Raw genomic sequence first — 22,624 nt, 5'->3', positions numbered from 1 at the left:
TTTGTGTGCTATAAATAAAAAATAAAAGACATGAGCACTTATTCGTATAAAAATCCGAAGTTTATAAATTCCCCTAAAGGGATGGTTGAAGTTGTAGAAGTGATTTATGACGGCAAAGATGATCCGGCCTATTCACTGGCTATTATTAAATGGGAAAATACCTATAAATTAGGTATTCGTTGGAACATCGCTTATAGTGAATGGGACGATTACCGCAAACAGAACGGGCAAGATGAATGTATAGGTAATCCACAGTCGAGAGGTATTCCCACCTGGTTTGTTTTGCCCGATGATATGATGTTTAGTGAGAAGTTCAGCGGTGCGATGCAGAGGCTTGATGAATTAAGAAAAGGTAAATAAGTAATGGAACAGGGAGAAATCATATTATACCAGCCGGATGAAGCGGTCAAGTTGGAAGTGAGGCTGGAAGATGAAACCGTTTGGCTGACACAGGCGCAAATTGTGGATCTTTTTCAATCCAGCAAAGCAAATATAAGCGAGCATATAAAAAACATATATGATCAGAAAGAATTAGAGGAAAGTTCAACTGTTCGGGATTTCCGAACAGTTCGACAGGAAGGCAAACGGCAAGTGATGCGCAATCTGACTTATTACAATTTGGATGCGATCATATCCATTGGGTTTCGTGTCAATAGTAAAAGAGGTATTTTATTTAGGCAATGGGCGAATAAGGTTTTAAAGGACTATCTTTTAAAAGGGTATTCCATTAATAAACGTTTGTCAGAACTTGAAAGGACTGTCGCTCAACATACCGAGAAGATAGATTTTTTTGTGCGTACTGCCTTGCCCCCGGTCGAAGGCATTTTTTATAACGGCCAGATTTTCGATGCGTACAAGTTCGCTACCGATCTGGTAAAGTCGGCCAGGCGTTCGATCGTGCTTATCGACAACTATGTGGACGAAACGGTCTTGCTCATGTTGAGTAAACGCAGCGTCGGTGTCTCGGCCACCATTTACACCCAGCGTATCACGCAGCAACTCCAACTTGATCTTGACAGGCATAACAGCCAGTACCCACCTATCGACATCAGGACGTACCGGGACAGTCACGACCGTTTCCTGATCGTTGATGAAACGGACGTGTACCATATCGGAGCCTCGTTAAAGGATCTGGGGAAAAAGATGTTCGCTTTCTCAAAGCTGGATATTCCGGCGGCTGTGATTACTGACCTGTTATAATATCCTTTGTCTTATGAATGGGCTGTCGCAAAAGAAAAACCCGTTCTTGATGAACGGGTATATCCTTGACTTGGTTACGTGTTTTGATAACAGAGGCTTTACCAAGCATTACAATGCAAAGATAGTAATTATAGGTTAATTAGCGAATTTCTTTTTTGGATAGATCCGGAAATAATGCCTCCTTGAAAGAGGTGGATAAGGTGATTAAAACAATAGATAAGGAAGAACAAAAGCAAAAGGGATGAATGTGGTTATTTATTCACGTGTAAGCTCGCAGTCGGCCAGGCAATCGACCGAACGGCAGGTTGTCGATCTGGAGAGGTTCGCAGCCGGACGGGGGTACGAGGTGACGGCGGTCTTTGAGGAAAAGATAAGCGGACGAAAGGCCAATATCGAACGCCCGGTTTTAAGCCGTTGCCTGGAATACTGCACAGATCCGCAGAACCGGGTGGATATGTTGTTGCTGACCGAGATCTCACGCCTGGGGCGTTCAACCCTGGAGATCCTAAAGTCACTCGATACGCTGCACACGCATAAAATATGCGTGTATATTCAAAACCTGAACCTGGAAACGTTACGGCCGGACAAGACGGTAAACCCCTTGTCCTCTCTGATCACTACCCTGTTGGGGGAACTGGCCGCGATCGAACGCCAGGGGATCATCGACCGCCTTAATAGCGGACGGGAGTTGTACATCCAGAAAGGGGGCAGGCTGGGACGGAAGCCGGGAAGCCGGAAAACGGCCGAACAGAGGAAAGAGGAATACCGGGAGGCGATCGCCTTGTTAAAGAAAGGCTACTCGATCCGGAACGTGGCGAAGCTCACGGGAAAGGCCGTTTCGACGATACAACAAGTAAAAAAAGACTTCATTAGTAGCTGATTATCGGAACAAATATTGTATTTTTGCAACAAATACGAGTAAATGCACATAATTAAAAACGAGTATTTACACGTGTCTAAAAACGAGTATTTGCACGAAAATAATCAGAATCTAAATAAAAACGGTTATGGCAACAATGGCGGAGAAAATGGCGGCTTCACTGGAGGAATTAAGAAAGCTCCAGGAGAAAGACCGCTGTGTCGTCCTGCAAGGGACGGCCGAGATAGGGAGGACGCATTTAACCCGGCTGTTGGATAACGGCTGGTTGCAGGAAGCCTAATCCGAAGCCGTCTTTTGCGGCGGCATTTGAAAGACGTTCAAATGCACCGAATACTCGTTGTTGCTCATCTTCGGTCATGCCCGTACCGGTATCTTCAACGATAAGTTTCAGCAAACCGTTATCATAATCCGCTGCCAATGATACACTACCGTTATCCGTGAACTTGATGGCGTTTGACAACAAGTTGTTGCCGATTTGCAGGATACGTTCCTTGTCGGTCAAAACCACCGCATCGGTGTGGCTCTCCACTATCAAAGTCAGCCCCTTGTTCATGGCAATGGGCATGAACTCCGTTTCAAGAATATGCGTGATTGCGGAAATCCTGCAAGGGGAAAGGTTGGGTTGCTCCTTGCCGTTGTCCAGACGGAAGAAATCCAGCAGCGTGTTGAGCATCTCCCGCATACGCTCGGAAGATTGCCGGATATTATCCACATACATGGTGCTTTTATCCGCGCTACAACTTTTCTGCATCAGTCCGGCATAGCCTCATTTTGTCAATCGTATTTTTTCGTGGTAGAAGTAGTTTACGATGACAGGTTTGCCTTTTTCCGAGCGTCCGTATGGCAGATCGTTTATACGATACGGGAAGCCCTGCTCCTTGGCGTAATTTGAAATGTCCTGCTCCAATGCCTGCCAGTATTCAAGCCTTTTTTTATTGTAAATTTCCTCGTAAAGCGGTATGAGGTCAGGATACTTCTCACGGATATACGTCATTATCCCGCCTTTGAACTGCCCGCGTAAATTCAGGTTTTCAAGCCAGATTAAATCAGCATAATCTTTTACCTCCTCTATTATTGCCTTCACGTCTGTTATTCTGGGGAATATGGGCGAGACGAAGCATACGGTGCGGATACCTGCCTCGTATGTCTGACGCATCGCTTTCAGACGGCGTTCAATGCTTACGGCGTTGTCCATATCTGCGCAGAACTGCTCGTCGAGCGTATTGACAGACCATGACACAGTCACTTTGGGAAAACTCTTCAACAGGTCGAGATCGCGAAGGACAAGATCGGACTTTGTGCATATCATAATCTCGGCATCGCTTCCTCGCAGCTCTTCGAGCAGCCTTCGGGTACGGTGGAATTCTTCTTCATACGGATTGTAACCGTCCGTCACAGACCCTATTACAACACGTTCACCGTCGTATTTATGAGGATTCGTTATCGGCTTCCAGTTTTTTACATCTAAAAACGTACCCCACGGCTCGGTGTGCCCGGTGAACCGTTTCATGAACGATGCGTAGCAATACCTGCAGGCGTGGGGACACCCTACATAAGGGTTGACCGAATATCCTCCCACCGGCAGAGAGGATTTGGTCATTACACTCTTTACATCTATTTCCTTTATTGTATCCATATTCATTGTATTCGTCTGGTAAATTGTTCCGGCAATTCCTGAATCATTCTTTCGTCGCCCATAATCGGCAGCAAATCCTCTTTCATGAACACCGGTATGCCATGAGCCTTTGCCTGTTCTGCAATGCTAAGCACCCATTCGGGGCGCGAATATGACTTTCCTTTTCGGTTTCCGGTCTCTGTGCCTATGACAATCCAGTCAATTCCCTCGAAATCAATCTCGCCGATATCATCGAAGAGAGGTTCAAACGTGACATGGTAGTGTCGTGCTTTGATATTCTTTTTCAAATCATCAATCCTCCTTTTCTCGGAACTGCGCGTGACGGTCACGCCCATCCATACGTTCTCGTCGTCAGAGGAGAAACTGATTTTGTCAGGGCGCTTCGTCAGAAAGATATAGGCGTGCTGGGGATTGCTGCTGATCCGCTCGAAAATTTCTGCGTTCCATTCAGGCTTCCAATCGGAGAAATCGCTCATTCCTGTCATGAGCCACACATGAGGACGGGACGTATCGATGATGCGCAGTTTTCGTTCCATGTATTCAGGCACGGAAAAGTCGTCGGTAATGTGGAAACGGCGGCAGTTGTTACGGGCATAGCAGTAAGGGCATCCTATAGTGCACCCTACCACTATGTTCATGTTTTTTATCAGGGATTTAATGCAGACACTCATAACACAACTGTTTCTCCGTCCTCCGGGATAATCAGCCGGCTCATGTCGGCTTCGTGATGCGTTGCCTCATTGCGCAGAATTGCACGGGTGGTCTGGCAATGGTCGATGGCATCCATGTGTACGGCTATCAGCTTGATATGCGAAGGCAATTCGTCAAGTATCTGCATCACTTCGTTCTCGTCGGGGATGATAGGACCGTCCGTTTTGGAAAATTCGGGAAAGATTGCACCTCCGGAGTTTACCACGATATAGTCAGGATTGAACCGTTCCACGGTGTCTCGGATACATGCTTCCCATCGGCAGTCACCCATTATATAAACGGTCGGGAAGCCCTCGGCTTTTAGCACATAACCTGATACAGGTCCCATCATCTGCCCGATCTGCCCGAAACCATGATGTCCGGTCGTGCGGTAAATGGATATGCCGTCTATTGTTTTTATTTCTTCGATGGGTATCACATTTGTAAATCCGTCGTTTCTGATGGCGTCCGCGTCCTGGGGCTGAACGTAGAAAGGAATTTCTTTGGGCAAATGTGTGGGGACACTCGGCTCGTAATGGTCGATGTGATTGTGGGTCAGGAGCACCATGTCCACGCCTCCGATAATATCCTGAATAGGAATGGTGAGGTGTACCCTCGGTGTTTTATTCACACCGAGGGCCGATATCAAAGTGCCTTTGTCGGCTAAAACGGGGTCAATTAGCATGGTGTGTCCCGCATACCTGATTTTCAAGGTGGCATTGCGCACCAATTGTACTGTAGATGTCTTTTTCATGACTATATGTCTTGTTATTGATTACGGGTGCAAAGTTCGGAAGAATCCGGCGAAACATCTATGCCTGAAAAAACGGTAATTATGCCATTTTGATAAATGAAATTATTATCTTTGCAAAAACGACAAGGATATGGACGAGATAATCAACCCTGATCGACTGGTCAGCGTACCGTTCAACAAGACACGCTGCGGCGTGGATTTTTACATCAATACTGCCATAAACAAGGACATCGGACTTGTGCTGACAGAAAACAAGCGGTTTAAGACAGACTTCTTCAGCTTCTACTTTTTCCGTAAGGCAAACGGATATTTGCTACTGAACTTCCGCAAGATTGAACTGCGCGACGGCATGGTTCTCCTGCTTTCACCCCATCAGCAACAAGAGTGGCATGTAGATGAGACGGCGTTGGATTACACGTTCCTTATATTCCGCGAAGATTTCATGCGTACTTTTATCGCCGACAAGTTCTTCGTTTTTCGCCTTTTGTATTGTTACCAGACAGATACGCCGCCTTACATCAATGCCACACATGACGAAATGAAGGAATATATGCGGCTGCTCGGAAAGATTAAGTATGAGCTGATGAATCCAGTGTCCGATACGTACAATATCATTGTTTCCTTACTATATTATCTTTTGCTGATTATCAATCGTACATACGCTGCCGCCTATTGCTTGCCCGCTGAAATTGCTAAAAACAATTTCGCTTTTCGGTTCAAGGACTTGTTGGAACAGAATATCCGCACCCACCAGCGGGTGCAGGAATATGCAGACATGCTTCATGTCAGTCGCATCACACTCAATAACTCAGTAAAAGCCCAATTCGGAGTATCAGCTACCCATTTGATAAAACAACGTCTGCTTGAGGAACTGAAGAACGAATTGCTATTCTCCAACCGCACTGTCAGTGAAATGGCGGATGATTTCAATTTCTCTGATCCGAGCCATCTCATGCGCTTCTTCAAACAGCAAACAGGCAAAACATTTACTCAGTACATGACGGATTACAATAAAGGCATATACGAATAACTTCTTAATATAGTCGATAGCGGCTATCGAAATATGGTTGTTGATGTTCAGGCGTTTTTGTACTGCATGAACCATTTTACGATTTCTGGATCTTCGTGCGAGCCGAGTAAGAAAGGCTTGTCGGTATCCAGCGTCTTTATCCGTGCCATGTCGTCGGCCGACAGGGTGAAGTCTAATATGTCGAGATTCTGCTTCATGCGTTCCGGTTTCACAGACTTAGGAATAATTATGCACACTGATATTTATCGCGCCCGGACAGGTGTTCGGTGCGGAAGATGACGGCATGCAGTTCCAACCAGATGGCTACCTGCTTATGTTCCATCCCGACCTGCTGCGGAATACACCTCTCGGGCGGATAATGCGTGAATATTCGTTCTTTTCCTACGAGACAAACGAGGCATTGCACCTTAGTGTGGAAGAACGGCAAATCATCATGGATTGCTTCCACAAGATTCAATATGAATTGAACCATCCGATACACCGTCACAGCAAGAACCTCATCACAGACAGCATCAAGACGTTCCTTGATTACTGCACACGTTTCTATGACCGTCAGTTCATCACACGCGACAACCAAAACCGAGACATCCTCGCAAGATTTGAGCGGTTGCTTGACGAATACTTCCATGATGGGGCTGCTAAACGGATAGGCTTGCCCACTGTACAGTATTGTGCAGACAAGCTCTGCCTCTCGCCCAACTATTTCAGTGATTTATTGAAAAAAGAAACAGGTTCAACCGCCCTGCATTTCATTCATGACAAGTCTATTGAAATAGCCAAGACGGAACTTGCATCTACAGACGACACCGTTAATGAAATCGCCTATAATCTCGGTTTTCAGTACCCGCAACATTTTACCCGACTGTTCAAGAAAGAGGTAGGTTACACTCCGAATGAATATAGAGCGCAAGTGTCGTGAGAATTGGATTAGTACAGAATATTAGAACCCAACACCTCTCTTGCGCTTAACTTTCTTCCTTCTGCGAAGTATATCCACCATTTCCTGATTGGCTTCCGCATCAGCAGTGTTATAAGATGAGCCACTGCTTTTTAGCAATCCCCAAGAGCCGTTGAACAACTCGCTTTGTGCCGTGCCGGACGGTGCGCTTGGTGTAGCCGTTTCATATATTCCGGCTGTTATTCCCATACGTTCCCTGCATCTGTTGTGCTGCAAAGCCGCGTCAATCTTGGAATAACTGAAACGCCTGTCCACTTTGGAGCCGTTGAAATGGTAGCCATTCATGGAGAATACAACACCCTGCACCTCGCTGGTCTGCCCCTTATGCTTGAAATGTACTTCCACTCCCTGCCGTTTCAGGTTGGCGATAAGCACGTTCCAGTTGCCGCATCTGCCGACTTCCATTTTGATGATGTCGTAAAGCGCATATTTCGTCCTGTCTGGCTCTTTCAGGCGGTTGCGTTTGACATTGTCCTTTCCGCCAGCCATATGCAAGCCGTATTTCAAGGTCAATTCCTTGCAGATGCGGGTACTGCGCAGACGCTCGTGCCTGTCCGATATGGTATTGCCGTTGTTGTCTATGCGGTTGAAAGCAATATGCACGTGCGGATGCTCCTTGTCGAAATGCTGGGCGATGAAGAACTGCGTATTCTTGATTCCCATCCGTTCCATATATTCAAGCGCGATGCCTGCCATGATACGGTTCGTCAGCCGTAACTCATCCTCTTTGGAAAAACTCAACGCGATATGTCCGACAGGTTTTGTCACCTTATCGTTCATCCGTGACTGGGCATTGAAACTCATGGCGATAGTTTCCAGATTTTCCATAAACAAGCCTTCGCTTGCTACTATCTGCGTATCCTTCTTCTTGTCGATGATGTAATCCACCGCACCCTTGAAGTCGCTTCCTTTTACGATTTTCGCCATCATATCCCTATCTTGGTTATAAGTTCATGAATCCTTGCCACTGCCACCTTGCAGTCCCACCGTTCATCGTGGAAGCCTCCGGCGTTTGCCTTACGCGCAAGCTGGTTGAGATTGTTAGCCATGCCGCAGAGTTGGCGGATGTATCCGGCATGTTCCTCCGACAGCCGTTCTTTCACATGACCGTTACGGAAACATTCCCTCATGTACTCGCTTGGTGATACGCCCGCCTCATGCGATCGTGTCAGCAGGCGGAAGTAGTCGGCTGCCGTCATTTTCACTGCGATACGGTATTTCAGTTTCTCGGTTGCTGTTAATTCTTTGTATTTTCTTACCTGCCTCAAATCCGCAACTAAGCCCTTCAACGTCCTTCTTGCGTGTACACGTCCTCTCATTACTGAATTATCAGATAAATTGAGGCAGAAACACCCACTTCTGCCTACAACATCCCCTTACCCCACAATGCGACTTGAGACAATACGCAGTATCATACCCATAAGTTGTAGGCGTTATCCAAAATCAGTCTGAAAAATATCTGCGTAAGCATTGTTACAGGTATAGATATTCAGCACATACCGCCTTGATGTCCTGATCCACTTGGCTGGTACAGAGATAAACCTGAAGACAAACGCTTTTATGCGACTTGTTGCATTGAGTCCGAACCTCTTTACGTCAAGTCTTTGGATAATGGCCTTGTAGAAGTTACGGATAAGTGCTGTAAGAAGAAGGAACACAGTGTTCTCGGCCATGAAGGATTTGGGCAATCTGTCCCACCCGAAACCATTGTTCATATCATCGAAGATACGTTCCTTTCCTCCACGAAGGTTATAGAACTCGACAATTTCTCTTGTGGAAGATTCATAGTCGTTAGTCAGGATACAACGGTATGTGTATTCTCCTTCCCAAAGATCCAGCACACCGTCCATCCGTTTCTGTCTTTGAATCACAAGTCGGTATGCTTTACCCTTCCACTTCTCAACAAGGATAGAGTTCAATTCAAACTCAATGCCATTGATTTCCTCAGTCTTCCAGCCTCTGAGAGCAAATATGTCATTGTAGAGCGAACTGCAGCGGTTAGTGCGGATATAGAAGGACTTGCAGTGTTTCTCTATTTCCTCCACGATTTCCTCGGAACATGATCCGCAATCAGCTCTGAAACGATTGATAGTGAGCCTGTTCTGTTCAAATCTCTCAAAGAACCTCTTCAGCGTGTCCTTCTGATGAAAACGAAGGTTTTCGTTAAGCCAGATGAGCAGAGCTAAGTTTACTTAAGCTCTGCCATGGCGAGAAAACGTGCCATGAAATGGAACTTTTGTGTTACCATCGCTATTCTCAATGCCAACAATCAAGTCACCAATAACCGCCACGCCAGGGCGATAACCAGAGAACTTCTTGTATGTAGGCTTTGCATCATACTTCTCACCCTCTTTCAGTTGGTCAGATGCAAACATACAATTGAGCAGTAAAGTATTGAGAGTGTCAGCCGTGTTGAAATCGTAGTTCTTACCCGTATCTGATGTGTATGAGATGTTTCCTTGCGTCAGTTCCTTTATCGCTCTGAGGATAGTATCAGAACTACAAGTACGAAGTGTCGGATGGAGCGAGAGATGGTTCATCAAATGAGTAGTGACATCCTCAATACATGAGCCACCACAGAAGTAGATACTCATGAGAGAACGGATGATTTCGCTGTACTGATAACCTAACGATCTACACCTTAGACCGAGGGTTGAGTCGATTACAGATGACAATGTGGAGTCAAATTGCTCATCAGGTAGGGCGGAAGGATTTCGAGGAATTTGGACGACGCATAGGGTTGGGCAATAAATTGATAAAGCGTGAGCTTGATGAGTTTGTCAAAGAGAAACCATTGGTGCAAGTATTGATAGACCGTTCCTTTTTATCGGAAGAACTGAAAAAGTAATATAGGATGTCTATGGGGTACAGGTGTAAGATGCTTTCTTTCTGATGAAGGGCGGATAAAGCATTCTTCAGGAAAGTACTTCTCCTTTTCCCATACCGGTCATACCGTTAAAACTGATTGATAATTATGACGCGTATGTTGGCCGGTATGCCTATCTTTGTGGCAATGAAAACAGAGAAAGGATTGATTTTGTAAGTATTATCATGGCAAAAGAACTGATTCGTGTCCCTAGGGTGCTTGGGGAAAGCTATAATTCCGTGCTGATTGAACGGTTGTATGAGGCAGGTGGAAATGTCATGCTCGATCTGATCATATACCTGGGCAGCTATCACCTCAAAGACTTGTTCGGGACTTCCTGGTTCTCCGTAGAAGACTTCTGCCGTAAGATGGGGTATGACCGTACCAACTTGCAGCGCAAGCTGGATAGCCGGCAGCTCGCGGCCATGTTCGGAAAGAATATGCAGCCGGAATATGTATGTACCGACACGGCAGGACAGAGAATCAGCCATCCTATCGAGACGGTTTTTGAGGCGGCTCTCTATAAACTGGGATTGGAGAACCTCTGCTATCCGACCATTGGCGAGGATGGCCGTACATCCTATAATTTCGTGCAGATCTTGAAACGTTTCGACATAATGACCGATTTCAAGACGAAGAAGTCAACGAAAAGGCTGTACTCGGCAGTGGTAAGCCCGGAGATAAAGAATTTCATGTTCTCGCTCTATAACCTCTTGGAACTTCAGGATTACCGTAGCCTGCCCAGCCGTTACCGCTATTTCTATCTGGAACTTTCCAAGATGGTTTACCTGATCAAGTATAAGACCACCAAGAATGAGGCTCCTTTTTATGTGCTGACAGTCGATCAGCTGGCTAAAAAGCTCGGCATAGAGATTGCCGAACCCAAAGACCGGAAAAAGAAGGTCGCCTCGATACTGAAAAAGATGAATACTTACCTGAAATATACCAATTTCAATTTCTCTTTTGTGAAAGGCGATCATGAGAGATGGGCATATACCGTGTTGTTCTCGTTTCCTAGGCATACGCTGCACTATTTTGATGAAGGACAATATGCTGTCGTGGTGAAGAAATTCTATAAGAACCTGCTTGGGCTGTATGTCGAGATTGCCTACCCGGACACGGATATGGCTGTCAGGAGGAAGAAGATCAAAGAGGTGGAGGAAGATGCCGGACTGTATAAAGAGTTCCTTTTATGGGCAAACTCCCCGGAAAGCGTAGAAAAGAAGAAACAGATATATATCAGTGATTTCGTGGCTGTATTCGGCAGGTTTCCGGAAGGATGGGCACAGGAAGAGTTGGAGAGTGCCAATGGAACGGAAGTTGCTCCTGCTCCTGAAGAGTTCATATCTCCGGAGACGGACGGGGCGGTGAACATGGACGATCCAGCTGTGTAGAACCGTCCACGTTTCACGGTTTTTTATAGAATTAGTTGTGTAGAAGTGTCCCTATTGGGGTGATTAGATGTGTGGAGTCATCCGCTTTGCCTGTTTTAGTTGTGTAGAAGTGTCCCGTTTGTTGCTTCTAGTTGTGTAGAACCGTCCACTCCTTTTGCTTCTAGTTGTGTAGAACCGTCCACTCCTTTTGCTTTAGTTGTGTAAAAGCGTCCGGTTTCACTTGTCAGCTGTGTAAAACCGTCCACCCGTTAATGAAGGGAATAGGTAATCCCTGTTTTTTTTATATGTCGGTATATCAGTGAAATAAAAGAGAGAAATTTTTAAATAAAAGGTATCGGCTGTGTAAAACCATCCACCAAAATACATAATAAAGACCTAAACTCCTAACCCCTTTAAATATCCCCAAAGCGATAACATAGAAATGACTGGGAAAATAAATTTTCCCTTCACATGCCCTATACGTACTTTCGGAAAAAGATTTTTCGGAAGTATGTGTTGATTTTCACGCTTTTTTATATGATTGGAAGGCGGTTCTGTTCATCTTCTGTATCCGAATTAGTTTTTCAGGGCGTTCCCTTCTGACCGGGCTATTCGTTGCAAGTCCTCGTTACCCTCCAGGCTTTTCCCTGCTATCCCTAACGCTCTACGCTCCGGCTATGCCGGAAGAGAGGTATGATGATTTTTTCCTGAACTGATAGGAACATTGCGAAGGTAGGCGTGGCCGGAACGCCCGATATTGAAAAGCCAAATCTCCATCCTCCCATTCCGGGAGGTAGTATTTACCAGTTCAATCCCGTTCTGATCCGTCTTTCCCGCTTTCTCTTCAATGCACTGTTCCCAATCAGTTGAGGAAAAATTTATGGTTGGGGCGACAAGCGATGTTTGCGAGTATTAATCTTTTAATTTTTGGCAGTATGAAAACGAAGAGAACCGTATTTGAAGTGAATGACGTTTATCGGGTGATGGAAAACAGCGAGTTGATTTATACCTTGACGAACAGTGAGAAACTGAAACGTGAAGAATATAAGTATGAACAGATGGAAATAGAAGGATTGTGCTTGTCTGATGTACTGGAAACACTAACACCCAGCCGTAAAAAAGTCGCTTATGCGGCGATTGAGCTATATAAACGGCTGAAAGAAGGGCAAGTTGAAAGTCCTGCGCTTTTATCCAGCAATAATGTTTATAAAATGATGCATCCTGTTTTGTGCGATATAGCTACTGAAGAGATGTGGGTGCTGTTGCTGAACAGTTCGTCCAAACTCATCCGTAAAGTCCGTATCTCATGCGGCGGGATAAATACCGCCCCTGTGGATATACGGGTTATCATGAAGCAGGCATTGTATTATAACGCCGTATCTTTTATCATGGTACATAACCACCCATCAGGAGCACGCAAGCCCAGCAGTGCGGATGACCGCTTGACGGAAGCAGTTAAAAAAGCCGCTGAAACATTAGACATCCGTTTGGTTGACCATGTGATTGTGGCAGGCAATAACTATTATAGCTATGCGGACGAGGGAAGATTGCAAAATAGGTAAGGTGGACGGGAGAAATCCCGTCTGCCCGGGATTTCGGCTTCGGGGTTCTTTTTTGGCAGTCACCCCAAAAAAGAACCAAAAAAATGCTTCCCGGACTATCGGATGCGACATCGTAAAATACGCAAAGACGTGGCTTTTCAGAATAAATACATATCTTCGCGCCAAAGGTGATCGGAATGAATGTATTTTCTACTTTTGATACAGGCGTTATGGTGGCTCTCTTACTGGGCATTGAGTTTCTTAGAAGTGATATCCGAACGATTCTCTATTGTAAAAGGAATGATCCCAGGATTCTTAAGAGTTGCTTATATACGCTGCTTATATTATTGACCAGCCTTTATTCTATTGTGGCCGGAGCCATGCTTCATCCGGAACCCGTACCTGTTTATGAGTTGATACCCGGTTTTCAATATGGGGTTTATGGCTTTTCTTTTTCGTTTATATTGCTCGCTGTTGCATGTCTTTATCGTAAAACATTACCTTTTGTCCTTTTGGGCTACGCTATGATATATGTGATCGGTGTATTGATACCACTACTTAGGTATGTAGTGTCTATGATGGATTATTTCACTCGCACAAGGGTATAGCAGGTTAATTTCTTGATTGTATCGGATTGCCCTTTCTGTGGGCTGCCTCCCCCGGCTTCTTTCCTCCGATCCGAGTCCGGCTTTTTGCTCGGCAAAGGTTTCGGGATTCCGCAAATGGCAAGTTACGGCCATGCGCCTTTACTGTATGGAAAATAACGATGAAGAAGTGTCTTCCCGACATTTTCCATAAGTGAAACTTGGCTTATTGCTTGCAATCCAGACCTTGATATGCCGAAAAAAGGCTCAGAACTCAGATGGGGAATGACATCAAAAAAAAGGTCGGCTGACCAAAGACCTTCCCGATACAAAAAATGAAAAGGTCTTGAATCTAGCTGAAGAATAAATCAGATGTTCAACTTAAATAATGCTAATATGGAAAATTTGATTACACAAATCAACAAAGAGAGATTGGTTAATAGCGACACAGCTCTTATGATGAAGGAATTATACTATTACGTGCCTTGTGAGTATTGGTATGACAAACAGGATAGGCTACGCACCGATATTGAGGGAAGGAATACCCCGATGTATATGTGCGAGTGCCCGACACTGGCAGCATGTATCCAATGGATGATACAGACTCGTGAATATACGTTTCAAACAGAACAAAACGTGGCGGTCTGGCATGTGGTTGTGAGGGCTGGAGATTATGTGTTGTATGACTCCGAAAGTAATGCGGACGCTTTTTGTTGTTTGGAAGAAGCATTGGAAAAAGCGGTACAGGAGTGCATGGAGTTATTGTATTAAAATTAAAAAAAATCAGTCCCCGTGAAGGGGACTTTCCTATAATCTTGCTGAGAGGTGGAATTGCAGACGATCTTTGAGAATCATCTTTGAAGGATGGGCAGAGGTTTATTCGTTATTTGTTATTTTTGTTCTCGGATTTCAGCGCAATTCCATTCCTTCTTAATAGGCGATATACTGTTCCGCTACTGCCTATGTTTAATATTTTCTGTATCTCCCTTACCGGCGTTCCGGATTCATAGAGTTGGATGCAGCTTTTCTGCTTGGCGATGTTGTTTTTGTTGATAAGTGTCTTTCTGCCGAATTTGACACCTTTTTCCTTGGCGATTCTTCTGCCTTCTTGGGTTCTCTCATAGATAAGGTCTCTTTCAAACTGAGCGAAAGCACCGAGAATGTTGTTCATCAGTTGGCCGATTGCGCCTTCCGTACTGATGTTGTCTTGCAGTGAGGTGAATTGGATGCCCCTATTCTTGAAATCTTCCAATAGCGTAAGGATATTCTTCAGCGAACGGCCAAGCCGGTCCAGCTTATATACGACAAGTGTGTCGCCTTCCCGGAGAAAGCTCAGGCAGGCATCCAGTTCCGGGCGGTTTTGTTGACGTCCGGTCATTTTCTCAGAGAAGATTTTCTCGCATCCGGCAGCCTTCAACGCTTCCAGTTGCATATCCAGATGTTGTTCCTTGGTGGAAACACGGGCATATCCTATTTTCATCCTGTTTTCGTATTTAAATGTGTAATGAAGGTTTTAATTCTTCACTTTTTCAAATATGAAGACATTAATTCTTCATATTCCTCACGGCTGTATTGGTTGAACCCCTTTTGCTTCATTGCCAAAAGAAGCCTTTCCAGTTCTCCGATAGTCACTACCTGTTTGCCGATAACGGTAAATTGTTCCCATTCTCCCTTTTCGTTGAGCAGGTATTCCCGGTGTGCAAAACAGTAAAGAGAACCATCGATGTCATTCCGTTTCTGCCATTGACGCAGGTGCTTCAAACTGGTGAAATCACGGGTGACAGTACGTGGAATGGGAACCAATACGTCAATTTCCATCTTGAATTTTATATTCTCTTCCGCTTCTCGCATGGGTGATTAGCTTATTTCATAATACATCAATTATCGTATGGGCAGGAAGTTCCAGTTTGGAGAAAGCAAACATTTTCTTGCCCAAATCCTTTAGCGATGCCCCAATATGATATACTTCCGTATTATCAATGATTAAGAAGCGGTCATGACTACTTTTGTAGGTTCTAGCTTCAATGGGAGGATATTGGTCATTGTGTTTGTTTAAATCAAGTTGGAGCTGTGCGTTTATTTTGTGTATAAATAGTAGCTGATACTCCACTGTTTCGTTTGCTCAACATGAGTAACACGGATTCATCTACATAGTTGTCGATAAGCACAAGTGAGCATTTGGCAGACTTTATTAAATCTGTAGCAAACTTATACGCATCGAATATCTGACCGTCAAAGAATATACCTTCCACCGGAGGCAATGAGGTGCGTACAAAGAAGTCTATCTTTGCATCATGTTCAGCAATGGTTTTCTCTATTTGGAAGAATCTATTGTTCATTCTATATTCCATGTCATTGAGCCGTTGGTTTATAGAATAACCTTTCAATAAATATTCTTTTAAAATTTTATTTGCCCATTGCCTGAATTGCGTACCTCTTACGCTTTTAACTCTGTATCCAACTGAAATTATTACGTCTAGACTAAAGAACTTGACAGGCTTATCGGAATTAGCAATGTGCAAAAAATGCACATTGCTTTTCTCTTCCAATTCCTTTTCCTTAAAAACATTATTTATATGTTTGGTAATAACGGTTCTGTCACGTTGAAAAAGTTCTGCTATCTGCGCTTGTGTGAGCCAAACGGTTTCATCTTCTAAACGTACTTCCAACCTTACAGCTTCATCCGGTTGGTATAGTATGATTTCTCCTTGCTTCTCCATTATATGTTTCGCTTTTATTATATTGTTGCAAATGTACGAAAAAGAAACGTTATAAAGTCTGTTTTTTCCGTAAGTATTACCTTAAAAATTTGTTCCCTTTTTATTTTAATAAAACAGAAACATTCTGCTGTTTTAAAAATCAGTTATCTGTTTGCTATTCATAGTTAGGGTATCAAATAACTAAAATTCAAATGGAAACGCAAATCTATATTTTATGCAGATTTGTTTGTTAGAAGCGGAGAAAAGGACACAAGACATGATAAGAATCATAGGTCGGGGAGCGCCGCACGGCAAGGGGGGCACTAGCCTCCCGACGAGTGCAGCCGTTGGCCGGGTTATCGGTGAAAATGGAAAAAAGTTGGCTTTTCTTTTGGTATTGTTATAACTTTGTCTATATTTGTGTTGTGATAATCAATTTTAAAGTTATAACATTATGGTAACAAACATTATTCAGATTGGAAACAGCAAGGGGATAATACTTCCTTCCGAGATATTGAAACAGTTGCGTTTGTCCTTGAAATCGGCTGTGAGCATTTCTTTGGACGGGAACAATATTGTGATAAAGGCACAACCACGGCAGGGATGGGCGGAAGCTGCCAAACGTGCCCATGAGAATGGGGATGATGAGTTGCTTATCCCTGATGTGTTTGAGGATGAAAAGTTTGAGGATTGGACATGGTAGAACAGTATGGAGTGTATTGGGTAGAGTTAGACCCTACCCGTGGGGGTGAAATGGCAAAGACACGGCCATGTGTTGTTGTAACTCCTTCAGATTTGAATATGTACCTTACAATAGTAGTCATTGCTCCGATAACCTCCACCATAAGGAACTATCCTTACCGGGTTCTGTGTTCTGTAGCCGGGCGTGATGGGGAGATAGCCACGGATCAGATTCGCACGGTGGACAAAAGCCGGCTGAAAAGAAAGATTGGAGATTTGAATTTCAGTGAGATAAAAAGACTGAAGGAAGTGTTTCATCAAATGTTCTGTGAATAATGGAAAGTGTGCAAATAACAGGTTATGTAGCGTATTCAAAAAAGATATTATGAAGCCAACTACTTATATTAATTGGGACGGTCTGAAAGACATTCCATTCTTCTACTGCGATACAAAGGAAGATGAAGAAAACAAGGATTTCGACATCTATTACCAGGGCAAGCTGGTGTTGCATGACTACAACCATTGCGGACACTACCTTTACACTGCTGCGCTGCTGTTCAGTAAAATCAGAAACATTACAGCCGACTGGGTGAACCTGCATAACCTTTGGATTCTGCGTGATTGCGTGCGCGAGAATTACAATCACGGCATAGGAGTGGACGACCTTATTTTCGGAGAGAATTTCGATGGCAAGAACCTCGATACACTCACACCGCTTACCAAGAAACGCTTTGATTATTTGTGTAAGCGGATTAAGGAACTTGACCCATACGCAACAATTTAACACTTCATTGGGCGAAGGCAGGGCTTGCTGCGGATGCCAGACTTTAAATAATCCATTGGATTAATTATCTTTGCACGCTAATTTTCAAATTATAAAGAAATGACTAAATCGGAAATCGTAAAGGAAATATCTGCCAGAACCGGCATCGACGGCAAAGCGGTGCTTGCTGTTTTGGAAGGATTCATGAACGAGGTAAAGACTTCGTTGGGTAAGGAGGAAAATGTCTATCTTCGTGGATTCGGTAGTTTCATAGTGAAGAAGAGAGCGCAAAAGACAGCTCGGAATATCTCTAAGAATACTACTATGATTATTCCGGCTCATAACATACCGGCATTTAAACCGTCTGACGAATTTTTGAAAATGGTAAAACAACAGAACGCATAATAGGTAAACACAATGAAAGATCAGTTACGATTATTGAGAGACTGTATCAATAATGATCGTCCGGCAGTTGTCTTTCAGGGAGACGATTTTTGCGCTCCTGAGATTTTGGAAGCAGCAAAAGAAATTTATCGTAAACATGGTTGTTCCGAAGAATTTCTTTTTGACTGGCAGCTGCTTATCAATGAGGTGAAGGCTTACCAGTTAGAAAGTCCGGCAACTGTCAAATTGCCGAAACTCTCCCCGACAGAAACGGAACTGGTGCGGGAAGAGATGACTAAACGCTAAAAAATATTCTCGTTTAATACGCACCTTTTATTCTTCAGGCAGCGTATTGAACGGGATGGGATTAAAATGTTGGCGAACCTGCTTTTTTCGAAAGTTCCTGCCAATAGTTGAAGTCACTCGGTGAAAGATGCTCTTGCATCCAGTCACGCATACCAATATCGTTTCTTTCGTTCACATATCTCGTAAACGGAATCATTGTCTTACATGCTTCAAATCCAAGCATTCTCATATGGCGTGAAATGTTGGGAGGAAGACCTTCCAACCACTCTTTATAATACATTATCAATCTGTTTTCTTGGATTGGAACCGCTTGTTGGTGGTAAATATAGCTGGCGTTTCCGATTCTAATATCTCTGGCCTTATTTTCCCGTTCTTCTTCAGGTAGCCGACTTAAATATTCAGCTTGTGCTATTCTGCATTTGGAGTTTGGATGTTCCATGGTATTTTATATAATTAAGACTCTTCAATGATACGGTTCATCAAATCACATATTTTTTGGCAGCTATGACGGTCTGCGCAAGCAGGATAGGGGCATTTCTCAAAGGATGCCTGATTATCCGTAACTATGAAACCTCCGGAACGACGTACATAACTTACCGGATGAAAATAAATATCTTCCTTTTTCGGCCTATAAGTACATAGTCTTATAAGGCTGTTCAGCTCTTTGCAAATTTGCTCACATTTTTCTTTGGGATAATGTGGCAAATCACTGAATGCTTCGTAGGGGACAAAGGCAAATGCTTTGTCATCCCACATGACAGGTGTGTAATTCTGTACCATTTGTTATTTGGAATAAGGATGGCTGGCAGATTCCGTATTTCTGTATCAGTTAGGTAATCCGTCACTATTTAAGTGCGCCTGGGCAAACTCCCGGAGGTTCGTTTCGGCAATGCACTTTTCATAAATCTCATCCAATACTTCTTGCATATTTTCTACTTTATTGAATTTTAAGGGGCTGCCGTTTGTTGCGGCTTGCCTTTCCAGTTGTTCGATGATACTGGGAAATATCCCACGCAATAAACCGACGGTAGCTACGGCTGTAGCTGGTTCTACCTCTATTGTAATCTTTTTCTTTTCCATATCGTTGTATTATGTTATCAAAAGTAATAATTATTAGGATATTGGTAAGCATTTCTTCTGAAAAACTTTTTAAAGATATTGTTTTAAGATGACATACTGTGTTTTTGCGTTCACGCAGTATTCTTTCCCACCCTCCCCTTCATCGGAATGACTGTTCTCATTTCCGGTTTACCCGTAGTCATCCGCTATGCGGCTGACTATGGGCAAACCAGAAAAGAGAAGTTCCAAACGTGGGCGGGATTGCAATGGTCATCATCCGGAGCTTCGGCATTGCCGAAACAACCTCCTTCTTCCGTATTGCAGCCCCGTCCTTTTACCGTTTGTCCCGGCAGTCCGTTGCTAACCCGTTCCCCCCTGCCACTTGTGGCAGGGAGATAGGAATACGGTGTTGCAGGCAAAACCGTATGGCTTGTTTTACTTTCCGTACTGCCCTTTTCCTAGTTTTCTGCCTCCCTTAATGTGCGTTTTTCATAGCCCCATCTGAGACCCTTTGTTTTTGAACGGCAAATTTATTTCGGTGGATGGATACGAAAGAGTTCCGGTCTTCGCCCTTTGTCCCGAAAAAAATAACGCCGGACGGCTTCGCTGTCCCCAACATTTTTTGTCGTCCAAAACTTTTCTTAATCCCTCCTTCCTTATTGTTGTGTGCCGTAAAAAAAAGGCTCATAAACTCAGATGGGGCATGAAAGCTCAAAAAAAAAGTCGGCAGAAAGAAAAGGCCATCCCGGAAAGGGGTTTTAAAAAAAGGTCTTTAAATCTAGCTGAAGCATAAAATTAGAAGTTTAACAATCCCAAAAAACAACGAGTTATGTCACGAGTACACTATTTAGAAGGAGATTATGAACAGTTAGTTATTAATGAAACGATAGACGGTCTTTTTTCCAGTTATCGTATAGACCGCAATTCATTGCCAAAAGGATTTTTCCTTTATGAGATTAGATGGGATGACAGCTTATCTTCATTGGCAGAGATTAGCCCCTCTGTGGTGGTGAATCATGCAGGTTCATTCATTACAAAGTCACCCCTTGAATTTGATGCAAACAATAGCATACGGATAACCTATACCAATTTTATCGAGTTCTGCCAGTTTGGTGAGTGGGCTTATGAGAAACTGGCTGTATTGGATTGTAATTCCGGTAATGTTGCGGTGATAAGCCCAGACAGGAGATTGCAGACCACTGAAGAGATTGAGATTTTTTTGAGTGGGCATTGTGGCTATCATCTGAGTGAGATTAATTGGATGGTGATGAAAGGCGATGTGCTGTTTTTGAACGAGAACGATTTTTAATGAGTATAACCGTAACTGCCTCTTGGAATGGGGCAATTACATAAAATATTATAAGTATGAAGTGGATAGATAAGATGGTAGAACGCATTACCCGAAAAGAAACTGCTTTAAATGACCACTTTTGTGTAAATCGGCATACGGTTGTATGTCAGAGTGGTATGACTGATTATGTTTCTGTAACGATTGATAATACCGATGGTTTTGATTTCGATTTTTGGACAAAACAACTTTGTTTTGAGAAGGACTGTAAATATCGCTCGGAGATAAAAGCGGCTTTTGATAAAATCTATGGCACAAGGAATATAGAATGTTGTGAATAATGAAGTCAGAAAAGTATGATACCAAAGGAGATAATGAAACTTTATGAAAAGCTTGCTTTCAGTCGGGGATATGAAGAAGCCTTTCGGGATTTTTTGGATGTTTGTCTTTACTATTTGTCTGTCGGGATGTTGGCGGAGGATTATCGTAGAGTGGAAAAAAGATATAAGCCATATGAAATGGAACTTTTTGTTCAAATGTTTTATAGGGTGTCTGAATATTCGGAAGGATTTTGCGATGTCTTGGGAGATATGTTCATGGAGTGTGTCAGTCATGGGAATAACGGACAGTTCTTTACCCCGATACACGTTGCTGATTTGATGGCATGTATGGGGGGAAATAGGCTGAAACCTAAACAGTCGGTCTGTGATTCGTGCTGTGGTTCCGGCAGGATGCTACTTTCCGCTGTAAAAAAATGTGCGGAAGAGAATGATGGAGGAAGGCTTTTTTGTTATGGCTCGGATATAGATTTGATTTGTGTAAAGATGACCGTTGTCAATCTGATGATGAATAGCGTACCCGGTGAAGTCGCATGGATGAATACATTGACAATGCAGCATTGGAGAAGTTATCATATAGATTTACAGCTGATAGCCGGAGTATGGTTGCCTATTTTAAAGATAACGGAAGCAGGTGACACTTCTTTTATTAGGAAACTTGAAAATGCAATGGAGGATAATTCTGAATTGAAGAGGTCGATTCAGAGCAACGCAAGGGCTACGCAGCTGACTTTTGATTTTTGACAAGATAAATATGTAAAAAGGATTTTGGTATGAAAGCAATAAGAACAAAAGAGGTGAATGAGAACGTCAAAGCGGCGAACAGTTGTTTGCGTAAAGCGAAATGGCAGGCTAAGGAATTGGCTGTTTTTACAGGTGAAGTAGTGCGTCTGATGGATAAGGAAGGGCATTCTCTACAAGGGTTCTTTAATCGGGTGGAGTTTGTTCTGGTGGACGGCACTATTAAATTCCGTGTAGTTATAAATCCTATTCTTGAATGTGAGAACTGTATAATGGCTTCTTGCCATGAAGACTATCTTTATGAGGTGGTCTCGGTGGAAAAGTTTACCTATAAAAATTATAGGTATCATTTGTAATGATATTGTATTTTAATGATTATAAACTGATTTATATTATAACAATGATGGGCAAAATTAATAATATTCCCGTTTTGAATGAAGATGTTATTCGTTTGGTTGTACTCAATGAGGAAATTATTGGGTATATCTATCCACGAAGGACTTCTTATGTGGTGGCATTGGAGATAAAGCCGGGACGTACTACCTCTTTGGCTACATCTGTCAATAAACAATGCATGGTTTTGTTGAGTGATAAGGTTCGTTTGGCCACGGAACAGGATTTCGATGATTTTCATATATGCTTTGATGGTTTCAGAAATAACACTATGTATTGTTATAATCAGGGAACGGAACCTATATACCTTCAATGAAGCACATTCTCCCTTCTTTTGGATTAGGGAAGGGAGGGTATTTTGCTGTCCGCTACTTTTTGGCAAGCACCCCAAAAAAGTAGCAAAAAACGCTTGGAGTTACTGGTAATCCCATTAATTTGCGTTCACGCAGTATTCTTTCCC

The 22,624-nt window shown here is 43.4% G+C and carries 32 protein-coding genes and 3 pseudogenes; 20 read left to right on the top strand and 15 right to left on the bottom strand.

The genetic code is table 11. The features are described from left to right. Positions 1-30 precede the first annotated feature (30 nt). From DWX33_RS20895 to DWX33_RS20885, 3 genes are all read left to right on the top strand, one after another. Entirely contained in the window at positions 31-360 is a 330-nt protein-coding gene (locus tag DWX33_RS20895) for a hypothetical protein (protein ID WP_007564632.1), read from the top strand. Positions 361-363: 3 nt separating this feature from the next. Continuing rightward, positions 364-1,200: a virulence RhuM family protein gene (locus DWX33_RS20890; RefSeq protein ID WP_007564633.1), complete on the top strand. Its 837-nt coding sequence runs from the start codon at positions 364-366 to the stop codon at positions 1,198-1,200. Positions 1,201-1,441: 241 nt separating this feature from the next. Continuing rightward, positions 1,442-2,080, top strand: a complete 639-nt coding sequence (locus tag DWX33_RS20885) for a recombinase family protein (protein WP_007564634.1) — start codon at positions 1,442-1,444, stop codon at positions 2,078-2,080. Between the two features lie 274 nt (positions 2,081-2,354). Here the strand turns inward: DWX33_RS20885 and DWX33_RS20880 are convergent. The 4 genes and pseudogenes from DWX33_RS20880 to DWX33_RS20865 all read right to left on the bottom strand — a co-directional run. Further along, positions 2,355-2,846, bottom strand: a pseudogene (locus tag DWX33_RS20880) (sensor histidine kinase); the annotation flags it as partial. Beyond that, the gene (locus DWX33_RS20875) at positions 2,847-3,722 is read right to left on the bottom strand and encodes a radical SAM mobile pair protein B (RefSeq protein ID WP_004329298.1); all 876 of its coding nucleotides are present in this window, start codon (positions 3,720-3,722) and stop codon (positions 2,847-2,849) included. After that, a complete protein-coding gene (locus DWX33_RS20870; RefSeq protein WP_004329299.1) occupies positions 3,719-4,387 on the bottom strand; it encodes a radical SAM mobile pair protein A in 669 nt (222 codons plus the stop codon). Before DWX33_RS20870 ends, DWX33_RS20875 begins: the two co-directional genes overlap by 4 nt. After that, the gene (locus tag DWX33_RS20865; RefSeq protein ID WP_004329300.1) at positions 4,384-5,160 is read right to left on the bottom strand and encodes an MBL fold metallo-hydrolase; all 777 of its coding nucleotides are present in this window, start codon (positions 5,158-5,160) and stop codon (positions 4,384-4,386) included. The genes DWX33_RS20870 and DWX33_RS20865 overlap by 4 nt, the downstream gene beginning before the upstream one ends. Before the next feature lie 130 nt (positions 5,161-5,290). Between DWX33_RS20865 and DWX33_RS20860 the strand changes: the two genes are divergently transcribed. After that, positions 5,291-6,190 carry an AraC family transcriptional regulator gene (locus DWX33_RS20860; protein ID WP_004329302.1) on the top strand — a complete coding sequence of 300 codons (900 nt, stop codon included), beginning with the start codon at positions 5,291-5,293 and terminating at the stop codon, positions 6,188-6,190. Between the two features lie 47 nt (positions 6,191-6,237). Here the strand turns inward: DWX33_RS20860 and DWX33_RS22320 are convergent, their stop codons facing one another. Continuing rightward, on the bottom strand, positions 6,238-6,426 hold the full coding sequence (locus DWX33_RS22320; RefSeq protein ID WP_005775886.1) for a hypothetical protein: 189 nt from the start codon (positions 6,424-6,426) through the stop codon (positions 6,238-6,240). A 23-nt stretch (positions 6,427-6,449) separates the two neighbouring features. Between DWX33_RS22320 and DWX33_RS20855 the strand changes: the two genes are divergently transcribed. After that, positions 6,450-7,109, top strand: a complete 660-nt coding sequence (locus DWX33_RS20855; RefSeq protein ID WP_004329304.1) for an AraC family transcriptional regulator — start codon at positions 6,450-6,452, stop codon at positions 7,107-7,109. 21 nt (positions 7,110-7,130) lie between these two features. Here the strand turns inward: DWX33_RS20855 and DWX33_RS20850 are convergent, their stop codons facing one another. The 3 genes and pseudogenes from DWX33_RS20850 to DWX33_RS20835 all read right to left on the bottom strand — a co-directional run. Beyond that, complete coding sequence (locus DWX33_RS20850) at positions 7,131-8,078, bottom strand: relaxase/mobilization nuclease domain-containing protein (RefSeq protein WP_005868790.1); 948 nt, start codon at positions 8,076-8,078, stop codon at positions 7,131-7,133. Continuing rightward, on the bottom strand, positions 8,075-8,467 hold the full coding sequence (locus DWX33_RS20845) for a MobC family plasmid mobilization relaxosome protein (RefSeq protein ID WP_005868789.1): 393 nt from the start codon (positions 8,465-8,467) through the stop codon (positions 8,075-8,077). Before DWX33_RS20845 ends, DWX33_RS20850 begins: the two co-directional genes overlap by 4 nt. 114 nt (positions 8,468-8,581) lie before the next feature. Then, positions 8,582-9,841, bottom strand: a pseudogene (locus tag DWX33_RS20835) (IS1380 family transposase); the annotation flags it as partial. Between DWX33_RS20835 and DWX33_RS20830 the strand changes: the two are divergent. The 5 genes from DWX33_RS20830 to DWX33_RS20805 all read left to right on the top strand — a co-directional run bounded on the left by DWX33_RS20830 (position 9,823) and on the right by DWX33_RS20805 (position 14,283). Beyond that, a complete protein-coding gene (locus DWX33_RS20830) occupies positions 9,823-9,996 on the top strand; it encodes a hypothetical protein (protein WP_224201638.1) in 174 nt (57 codons plus the stop codon). The pseudogene DWX33_RS20835 and the gene DWX33_RS20830 overlap by 19 nt on opposite strands. Before the next feature lie 203 nt (positions 9,997-10,199). Next, on the top strand, positions 10,200-11,408 hold the full coding sequence (locus DWX33_RS20825; RefSeq protein ID WP_005868786.1) for a hypothetical protein: 1,209 nt from the start codon (positions 10,200-10,202) through the stop codon (positions 11,406-11,408). Positions 11,409-12,322: 914 nt separating this feature from the next. Beyond that, positions 12,323-12,949: a RadC family protein gene (locus tag DWX33_RS20820; protein ID WP_005868785.1), complete on the top strand. Its 627-nt coding sequence runs from the start codon at positions 12,323-12,325 to the stop codon at positions 12,947-12,949. A 176-nt stretch (positions 12,950-13,125) separates the two neighbouring features. Then, entirely contained in the window at positions 13,126-13,536 is a 411-nt protein-coding gene (locus tag DWX33_RS20810; protein ID WP_005868783.1) for a hypothetical protein, read from the top strand. A 348-nt stretch (positions 13,537-13,884) separates the two neighbouring features. Continuing rightward, positions 13,885-14,283 (top strand): hypothetical protein, encoded by a 399-nt coding sequence (locus DWX33_RS20805; protein WP_005868782.1) that lies wholly within the window; start codon positions 13,885-13,887, stop codon positions 14,281-14,283. 112 nt (positions 14,284-14,395) lie between these two features. Here DWX33_RS20805 and DWX33_RS20800 read toward each other — a convergent pair whose 3' ends face one another. From DWX33_RS20800 to DWX33_RS20785, 3 genes and pseudogenes are all read right to left on the bottom strand, one after another. After that, a complete protein-coding gene (locus tag DWX33_RS20800; protein ID WP_005868781.1) occupies positions 14,396-14,992 on the bottom strand; it encodes a recombinase family protein in 597 nt (198 codons plus the stop codon). Positions 14,993-15,033: 41 nt separating this feature from the next. After that, a complete protein-coding gene (locus tag DWX33_RS20795; RefSeq protein WP_005868780.1) occupies positions 15,034-15,363 on the bottom strand; it encodes a hypothetical protein in 330 nt (109 codons plus the stop codon). 16 nt (positions 15,364-15,379) lie between these two features. After that, positions 15,380-16,232 (bottom strand): annotated as a pseudogene (locus DWX33_RS20785) (virulence RhuM family protein). A gap of 433 nt (positions 16,233-16,665) precedes the next feature. Here DWX33_RS20785 and DWX33_RS20780 point away from each other — a divergent pair. The 5 genes from DWX33_RS20780 (at position 16,666) to DWX33_RS20760 (ending at position 18,345) form a co-directional block, all read left to right on the top strand. Next, entirely contained in the window at positions 16,666-16,914 is a 249-nt protein-coding gene (locus DWX33_RS20780; RefSeq protein ID WP_005868778.1) for an AbrB/MazE/SpoVT family DNA-binding domain-containing protein, read from the top strand. Then, on the top strand, positions 16,908-17,228 hold the full coding sequence (locus DWX33_RS20775; RefSeq protein ID WP_005868777.1) for a type II toxin-antitoxin system PemK/MazF family toxin: 321 nt from the start codon (positions 16,908-16,910) through the stop codon (positions 17,226-17,228). The genes DWX33_RS20780 and DWX33_RS20775 overlap by 7 nt, the downstream gene beginning before the upstream one ends. 49 nt (positions 17,229-17,277) lie before the next feature. Beyond that, entirely contained in the window at positions 17,278-17,676 is a 399-nt protein-coding gene (locus DWX33_RS20770; RefSeq protein ID WP_005868776.1) for a hypothetical protein, read from the top strand. 99 nt (positions 17,677-17,775) lie between these two features. Further along, complete coding sequence (locus DWX33_RS20765; protein WP_005868774.1) at positions 17,776-18,060, top strand: HU family DNA-binding protein; 285 nt, start codon at positions 17,776-17,778, stop codon at positions 18,058-18,060. Positions 18,061-18,072: 12 nt separating this feature from the next. Continuing rightward, positions 18,073-18,345, top strand: coding sequence for a hypothetical protein (locus DWX33_RS20760; protein ID WP_005868772.1), 273 nt, complete (start codon positions 18,073-18,075; stop codon positions 18,343-18,345). A 61-nt stretch (positions 18,346-18,406) separates the two neighbouring features. Here DWX33_RS20760 and DWX33_RS20755 read toward each other — a convergent pair whose 3' ends face one another. The 4 genes from DWX33_RS20755 to DWX33_RS23200 form a co-directional block, all read right to left on the bottom strand. Next, positions 18,407-18,784: a hypothetical protein gene (locus DWX33_RS20755; protein ID WP_005868770.1), complete on the bottom strand. Its 378-nt coding sequence runs from the start codon at positions 18,782-18,784 to the stop codon at positions 18,407-18,409. Between the two features lie 14 nt (positions 18,785-18,798). Beyond that, entirely contained in the window at positions 18,799-19,125 is a 327-nt protein-coding gene (locus DWX33_RS20750; RefSeq protein WP_005868769.1) for a hypothetical protein, read from the bottom strand. Positions 19,126-19,170: 45 nt separating this feature from the next. Beyond that, complete coding sequence (locus tag DWX33_RS20745; RefSeq protein ID WP_005868768.1) at positions 19,171-19,425, bottom strand: hypothetical protein; 255 nt, start codon at positions 19,423-19,425, stop codon at positions 19,171-19,173. A 197-nt stretch (positions 19,426-19,622) separates the two neighbouring features. Then, on the bottom strand, positions 19,623-19,823 hold the full coding sequence (locus tag DWX33_RS23200) for a hypothetical protein (RefSeq protein ID WP_370450845.1): 201 nt from the start codon (positions 19,821-19,823) through the stop codon (positions 19,623-19,625). A gap of 410 nt (positions 19,824-20,233) precedes the next feature. Here DWX33_RS23200 and DWX33_RS20735 point away from each other — a divergent pair, with 410 nt between their 5' ends. The 5 genes from DWX33_RS20735 (at position 20,234) to DWX33_RS20715 (ending at position 22,480) form a co-directional block, all read left to right on the top strand. After that, positions 20,234-20,713: an LPD28 domain-containing protein gene (locus DWX33_RS20735; protein ID WP_005868767.1), complete on the top strand. Its 480-nt coding sequence runs from the start codon at positions 20,234-20,236 to the stop codon at positions 20,711-20,713. Between the two features lie 56 nt (positions 20,714-20,769). Next, complete coding sequence (locus DWX33_RS20730) at positions 20,770-21,033, top strand: hypothetical protein (RefSeq protein WP_005868765.1); 264 nt, start codon at positions 20,770-20,772, stop codon at positions 21,031-21,033. 15 nt (positions 21,034-21,048) lie between these two features. After that, entirely contained in the window at positions 21,049-21,774 is a 726-nt protein-coding gene (locus tag DWX33_RS20725; protein WP_005868764.1) for an N-6 DNA methylase, read from the top strand. A 29-nt stretch (positions 21,775-21,803) separates the two neighbouring features. Continuing rightward, positions 21,804-22,127: a hypothetical protein gene (locus tag DWX33_RS20720; RefSeq protein ID WP_005868762.1), complete on the top strand. Its 324-nt coding sequence runs from the start codon at positions 21,804-21,806 to the stop codon at positions 22,125-22,127. 74 nt (positions 22,128-22,201) lie between these two features. After that, positions 22,202-22,480 carry a hypothetical protein gene (locus tag DWX33_RS20715; protein WP_224201642.1) on the top strand — a complete coding sequence of 93 codons (279 nt, stop codon included), beginning with the start codon at positions 22,202-22,204 and terminating at the stop codon, positions 22,478-22,480. Positions 22,481-22,624 lie beyond the last annotated feature (144 nt).

The sequence above is a fragment of the Parabacteroides sp. AF19-14 genome (assembly GCF_003635485.1).
Lineage (GTDB): Bacteria > Bacteroidota > Bacteroidia > Bacteroidales > Tannerellaceae > Parabacteroides > Parabacteroides distasonis.
Note: the sequence above shows the minus strand (reverse complement) of the source record. Positions and strands in the feature narration are given on the sequence as shown.

Bases quoted from the DNA above. Each gene is read 5' to 3' on its own strand.
- DWX33_RS20725 (WP_005868764.1), top strand. From the start codon at position 21,049: ATGATACCAAAGGAGATAATGAAACTTTATGAAAAGCTTGCTTTCAGT.
- DWX33_RS20750 (WP_005868769.1), bottom strand. From the start codon at position 19,125: ATGGTACAGAATTACACACCTGTCATGTGGGATGACAAAGCATTTGCC.
- DWX33_RS20890 (WP_007564633.1), top strand. From the start codon at position 364: ATGGAACAGGGAGAAATCATATTATACCAGCCGGATGAAGCGGTCAAG.
- DWX33_RS20730 (WP_005868765.1), top strand. From the start codon at position 20,770: ATGAAGTGGATAGATAAGATGGTAGAACGCATTACCCGAAAAGAAACT.
- DWX33_RS20860 (WP_004329302.1), top strand. From the start codon at position 5,291: ATGGACGAGATAATCAACCCTGATCGACTGGTCAGCGTACCGTTCAAC.
- DWX33_RS20885 (WP_007564634.1), top strand. From the start codon at position 1,442: ATGAATGTGGTTATTTATTCACGTGTAAGCTCGCAGTCGGCCAGGCAA.
- DWX33_RS20845 (WP_005868789.1), bottom strand. From the start codon at position 8,467: ATGAGAGGACGTGTACACGCAAGAAGGACGTTGAAGGGCTTAGTTGCG.
- DWX33_RS20775 (WP_005868777.1), top strand. From the start codon at position 16,908: ATGGTAGAACAGTATGGAGTGTATTGGGTAGAGTTAGACCCTACCCGT.
- DWX33_RS20735 (WP_005868767.1), top strand. From the start codon at position 20,234: ATGTCACGAGTACACTATTTAGAAGGAGATTATGAACAGTTAGTTATT.
- DWX33_RS20870 (WP_004329299.1), bottom strand. From the start codon at position 4,387: ATGAGTGTCTGCATTAAATCCCTGATAAAAAACATGAACATAGTGGTA.
- DWX33_RS20780 (WP_005868778.1), top strand. From the start codon at position 16,666: ATGGTAACAAACATTATTCAGATTGGAAACAGCAAGGGGATAATACTT.
- DWX33_RS20800 (WP_005868781.1), bottom strand. From the start codon at position 14,992: ATGAAAATAGGATATGCCCGTGTTTCCACCAAGGAACAACATCTGGAT.
- DWX33_RS20805 (WP_005868782.1), top strand. From the start codon at position 13,885: ATGTTCAACTTAAATAATGCTAATATGGAAAATTTGATTACACAAATC.
- DWX33_RS20825 (WP_005868786.1), top strand. From the start codon at position 10,200: ATGGCAAAAGAACTGATTCGTGTCCCTAGGGTGCTTGGGGAAAGCTAT.
- DWX33_RS20820 (WP_005868785.1), top strand. From the start codon at position 12,323: ATGAAAACGAAGAGAACCGTATTTGAAGTGAATGACGTTTATCGGGTG.
- DWX33_RS20760 (WP_005868772.1), top strand. From the start codon at position 18,073: ATGAAAGATCAGTTACGATTATTGAGAGACTGTATCAATAATGATCGT.
- DWX33_RS20810 (WP_005868783.1), top strand. From the start codon at position 13,126: ATGAATGTATTTTCTACTTTTGATACAGGCGTTATGGTGGCTCTCTTA.
- DWX33_RS20770 (WP_005868776.1), top strand. From the start codon at position 17,278: ATGAAGCCAACTACTTATATTAATTGGGACGGTCTGAAAGACATTCCA.
- DWX33_RS20755 (WP_005868770.1), bottom strand. From the start codon at position 18,784: ATGGAACATCCAAACTCCAAATGCAGAATAGCACAAGCTGAATATTTA.
- DWX33_RS20850 (WP_005868790.1), bottom strand. From the start codon at position 8,078: ATGATGGCGAAAATCGTAAAAGGAAGCGACTTCAAGGGTGCGGTGGAT.
- DWX33_RS20830 (WP_224201638.1), top strand. From the start codon at position 9,823: ATGTGGAGTCAAATTGCTCATCAGGTAGGGCGGAAGGATTTCGAGGAA.
- DWX33_RS20865 (WP_004329300.1), bottom strand. From the start codon at position 5,160: ATGAAAAAGACATCTACAGTACAATTGGTGCGCAATGCCACCTTGAAA.
- DWX33_RS20765 (WP_005868774.1), top strand. From the start codon at position 17,776: ATGACTAAATCGGAAATCGTAAAGGAAATATCTGCCAGAACCGGCATC.
- DWX33_RS20875 (WP_004329298.1), bottom strand. From the start codon at position 3,722: ATGAATATGGATACAATAAAGGAAATAGATGTAAAGAGTGTAATGACC.
- DWX33_RS20795 (WP_005868780.1), bottom strand. From the start codon at position 15,363: ATGCGAGAAGCGGAAGAGAATATAAAATTCAAGATGGAAATTGACGTA.
- DWX33_RS20745 (WP_005868768.1), bottom strand. From the start codon at position 19,425: ATGGAAAAGAAAAAGATTACAATAGAGGTAGAACCAGCTACAGCCGTA.
- DWX33_RS20895 (WP_007564632.1), top strand. From the start codon at position 31: ATGAGCACTTATTCGTATAAAAATCCGAAGTTTATAAATTCCCCTAAA.
- DWX33_RS20720 (WP_005868762.1), top strand. From the start codon at position 21,804: ATGAAAGCAATAAGAACAAAAGAGGTGAATGAGAACGTCAAAGCGGCG.